The 2,526-nt window shown below is 25.6% G+C and carries 2 pseudogenes; both read right to left on the reverse strand.

The window, feature by feature from the left end:
- Window positions 1–1,187 (reverse strand): annotated as a pseudogene (locus U880_RS0103005) (hypothetical protein); the annotation flags it as partial.
- 164 nt (window positions 1,188–1,351) lie between these two features.
- A pseudogene (locus U880_RS11170) lies at window positions 1,352–2,526 on the reverse strand (hypothetical protein); the annotation flags it as partial.

Consider the following 2,526-nt stretch of genomic DNA (forward strand, 5'->3'; position numbering starts at 1 on the left):
TTTAAAACAATAGCATTATTGTAAAATGTTCCAGAATTATCTTTCATTTTATGGTTTTTATTACCTACAATGAGCACTTTAGGATTAGTATAAAGAAAATACATGTTATAAAAGGCAGCATATATATGAAAATAATTGTTATTAATAATTTCATCGAAAGGTATTACTTGTTCATATTGTGATAGAATTCTTAATTCTTTTATTCCATTTTCAATTTTAGAAAAATCTTTTGAATATTTATATATTTCTTTAATAAAAAACTCTAAATTGTCTTCTATAAATTGATCAACTTGTCCTTTTTCATCCTTGCGTATATTACGCATGGGTCTAGGAATATCGGGCAGAGTGAAATACGAGTCGACCATTTCTTCATGTATTTTACTTTCTAAGTGATAAGATTTTATCTTATAAACATAATCAGGAGGTATATTTTTAACAAAGCTATCATTTATACTTAAATCTATTTCCCAATTTTCTTTTTCTTTAGGCTGTAAAATCCATTCATTACTATTTTTAATGACATCAAGTTTTAATGCTTTTCTATAATAGATATTATTGCCTATTTCATTTTGTTTTTTATATATTTTATTTCCTATGAGATAAATTGACGGTTGTTTATGAGATATATAAAGATTATATATTATTGGATACATATCGGTATCGTATATTTCTCTTAAATAAAAACGATAACTAGGTTCTGATAATATGTGAAATCTGCCTTGATCATCAAGCTCTGAGGGTAAAAACAATAAAGGATTTCCAATCATTGTGTCTTCAAAATTATTCTTTAAATAGTCATCTGTTTCGACTTGTATAGGAGCAACCATAGTTCCATAATACCCCGTTCGAGATCCAGAGTTAATTTTTTGGACATAATCTCCAAATATAAAAACAGTGGGCGTAATACCATTCTCCTGTTTGCTAAATGTTTCTGAAAATTTTTTAATTTGTAACACAAGAGAATTTGCATGTTTTTTGACAAGAGACTCAATAAAAGGACGTTTTTCATTTAAATCTTGTAATTGTTTGTATACTTCGTATTTCATTATGTATTCTCTAGATATATATAAGTCATCACTAAGATTGGATAAAGATTTGATGTCACTTTTTTCAAAATCTTTTACTTTATGTTTATCACAAGACAAAATAAAAAAGATAAAAACAACTATCACAAAATACATTCTCATAAAATTTTCCTTATACCAATATTAAATAGAATCTCGAAAGGTAATTTATATATTACATGATAACATTAATAATACTAAACGTATCAAATAAGTTGTATTTTATTTTATATAGGTAAGTGGGATAAAAAAATTTAACATTCTTATTTTTTTACTAACCTTGACATTCAATTATTAGCATAGGGCCTTTTGGTGCGATGTAAAGTCCATTTAGGAGTAGATCTGTCAACTGATACTGCATACCAAATATGACGTACATTTTCCGTATAATATCTTTGCGGTATAAGAAATATTATACTAGGAGTTTTTTTAGTCATATATATATTATAAATTATAGGGTAGACATCAACATATCCTAGTCCACCAAATGTGTCTGCTTCATATGATGTATTTATAATTGGATTGTGAAGTATTTTATTATTTTTTAGTTGATATTCAAGTCCAGCAACATTTGTTGATTGTTCATATGCCCCATTAATTTTTATTGTCAAAAACATTTTTTCAATATCATCCTTACAAATTTTTTCAATAATAGCTTTCATTTGTCTTAATAGAGAATTTGCTTGTTCTTTAACAAGAGAATCAATGATATGTTGATTCTTTTTTGCATTGTTTATTTCTTGGTAGATATTTTGTTTAAATAAATATTGGTGTATTTCAGATAAATCATCATCAGAAAGATACAATTTGCATGATTCACATTTATTAATAATATCATTGTTAAAGGTAACAGGTTCAACTGGTACTTGCTCTAAGAGAGGTTCTTGACTAATCTTTAATCTTTGATGATAAAATTTTTTATCGATATTTAAAACAATAGCATTATTGTAAAATGTTCCAGAATTATCTTTCATTTTATGGTTTTTATTACCTACAATGAGCACTTTAGGATTAGTATAAAGAAAATACATGTTATAAAAGGCAGCATATATATGAAAATAATTGTTATTAATAATTTCATCGAAAGGTATTACTTGTTCATATTGTGATAGAATTCTTAATTCTTTTATTCCATTTTCAATTTTAGAAAAATCTTTTGAATATTTATATATTTCTTTAATAAAAAACTCTAAATTGTCTTCTATAAATTGATCAACTTGTCCTTTTTCATCCTTGCGTATATTACGCATGGGTCTAGGAATATCGGGCAGAGTGAAATACGAGTCGACCATTTCTTCATGTATTTTACTTTCTAAGTGATAAGATTTTATCTTATAAACATAATCAGGAGGTATATTTTTAACAAAGCTATCATTTATACTTAAATCTATTTCCCAATTTTCTTTTTCTTTAGGCTGTAAAATCCATTCATTACTATTTTTAATGACATCAAGTTTTAATG

This window comes from Borrelia hispanica CRI (genome assembly GCF_000500065.1).
Classification (GTDB): Bacteria; Spirochaetota; Spirochaetia; order Borreliales; family Borreliaceae; genus Borrelia; species Borrelia hispanica.